This is a genomic window from Pseudescherichia vulneris (assembly GCF_902164725.1).
Lineage (GTDB): Bacteria > Pseudomonadota > Gammaproteobacteria > Enterobacterales > Enterobacteriaceae > Pseudescherichia > Pseudescherichia vulneris.
In genome coordinates, this window is the sequence record NZ_LR607338.1 from 2,129,677 (window position 1) to 2,132,019 (window position 2,343).

Consider the following 2,343-nt stretch of genomic DNA (forward strand, 5'->3'; position numbering starts at 1 on the left):
CGGGTATGGCACGTCGGCCAGCAGCATGGCATCGTCCTCCGAGCCGGTAACGCTGTACTGGATCTCCGTCTTCAGTGTGTCGCCGGTGTTCTCAGGGAAGCCCCAGTTAAGCTCAATGCCAAACACTACGTTATCCGACGCGGTGAGGCCGACCGGTTTAGGGGGATTACCAACTTTGCCGGTTAACGCCACCTCATCCGAGAAGCTCCAGACGCTGGATGCGTCCATCGCATTAACGGCGCGCACGCGCACCAGGTAGCGGCCAGCGTAAATGCCCGGTACCTCAAAGCCCTGAGTTGAGGTACGCGGCACACTGACCCAGTTGCCGGAGTCTTTTCGCCACTCGGCCTCATAAGCTATCGCGCCGGGAACGGAGTCCCACGCCACACGCATCGTGGTGACAGCAATCCCCTGACTGACCTGCGAGTAACTGTCGATTGAAACATTATCTGGGGGTGCCTGCACCCCTGGTGGAATAACGCTGATCGGACGCTCATCGAGGCGGGCACCATGATCCACAGCGAAGTAGAGATCGGGGTTGTACGTTGTGCCGGTGACCGCATAGGTGCCGTCGTTGTTGTCGGTGACGCCCGTTACGCGAAACAGCGCCATATACAGATCGTCAGCCTCGACCGCCCAGTTGCTTTCCGCTTCCGGCGTCTCGCTCCAGGGGGTGGTGACGGTAACCATGCCGCCGTTAACAGCCTGGACTGTGCGCGCCTGCGCCTGGCCGGAAGGCAGGTTAACGAAAAGGCGATCCCCTGGCTTGACGTCGGCTGCACGGTCAAGCTTAACGGTGCGCCCGTTCACTGCACTGATGCGCCCGCCGATAATACGCCCGGCCAGTTCATTCGCGGCCACACCAATAACTTTCCCTACCGACGGTACATCCAGGCCGGTATCGAACGTCACTACCTCGCCCGCCCCATTCGTCAACAGGATCCAGCGCCCGTGGCGGTTTGCCTCTGACTGGCGATCGCAACCAATAGCCGTCAGCTCAATCTGGCGGTAGTCGTAGCGCATAGCCAGATCGTTGTCGTAAACGGGTTCAGGTGTGTCTTTGTAATGGTTTTTGGGATCTGACCAGTTAACCAGCGCCGTGGTGTAGCGCGTCGTCTCGCTGGGGTCGGAGAAGGTAAATTTGCCGTTGACCACATTGGCATGATTGTAGATATGCGAGGTGTCGTCCGGCATATCCGCCAGAACATACATGCGGTTGTCGCCCCAGTAGGTCATACCCCGGAACCGTGCCGCCAGGTCGCGCAGTACAGTCCATGCGTCCGCCCGGTCCTGAATGTACACGTTGCAGCGGTGGCGTGGCTCCATGCCGCCTCTGCCATCAGGGATCAGCTGATCGCAATACTGCGCGATGCGGTACAGCTCCCAGCGATCAAGCTGTTCAGAGCCAATGCGCTGGCCGAGGCCAAAGCGCTCGCTCAGGACGATATCGTAGAAAATCCAGGCCGGGTTATCGGTCCAGGCCCATTTGAATGTGCCCGTCCAGGTCCCGCTGTAGGTACGGGTCTCCGGATCATAGGTATCGGGTACCCGGATGATCCGCCCCTTCGGGCTGCACACCACCTGCGGAATGCCATTCGGGAACTGTCGGGCATTAAATTCAACGTACAGCAACGCGGTGTGAGGGTAGCGAAGCTTGGCATCGATGATCTCGGTAACCGCCTGCACTTTCATCGTATCGACGATGTTGATGCTCGTGGCGTCCGGAGAAACACGGCGCACGCGCAGTTGCCAGCCAGTGGTGGCCTTGGGCAGGTTTATGCGATGGCTTCGCTCGTAGAGAGTCGTCGCCTTGTCGTCCACGACACCGTTAATCACCGTCTCATATGCGCCGCCATCAACAGACAGATCGATGGCGTATTCCACACGGGTACCAACCTTGTCGCCGTTATCCTTCTGCCAGAGCAGGGTCGCCCAGCCTACGCGGACACGTACCGCTGACAGCTGCGTGTTTGAAATGGAGCGGATATACGGAACTGCGAACTTCAGCTCATAGCCAACAGTCAATTCGTTCTCGACGCCGGGAAAGCCCTGAATGTAGGACTGCTCCTGCACGCCGGATCGGAACTCCCAGACCACGCCGGGAAAGTTTTCCGATCCGTCGGCGTTCTGCAGCGGCGTGTAAGAGGTTCCGTCCCCGAAGAAAATTGTCTGGCCTGTCAGCCCGCCGGCAAACTCCCCCTCGCCCAGGGCGATCAACATTTTGGCGCGGGCTATCGACTGGGCGCTGTCCGGAGACTCAACCGGAGTGTGCCCCTTTTTGCTGCCACTCTTGCTGCCTTTGATTTTCGTGATCATATTGCGCCCATAAAAAAGCCGCCAGAA

General features: G+C 59.0%; 1 protein-coding gene. It reads right to left on the bottom strand.

Annotation, left to right across the window (positions count from 1 at the left end; all coding sequences use genetic code 11):
- Nucleotides 1-2,316 (bottom strand): TipJ family phage tail tip protein (locus FN633_RS09125; RefSeq protein WP_154058879.1); only part of this gene is annotated, 2,316 nt, incomplete at its 3' end.
- Between the last annotated feature and the right edge of the window lie 27 nt (nt 2,317-2,343).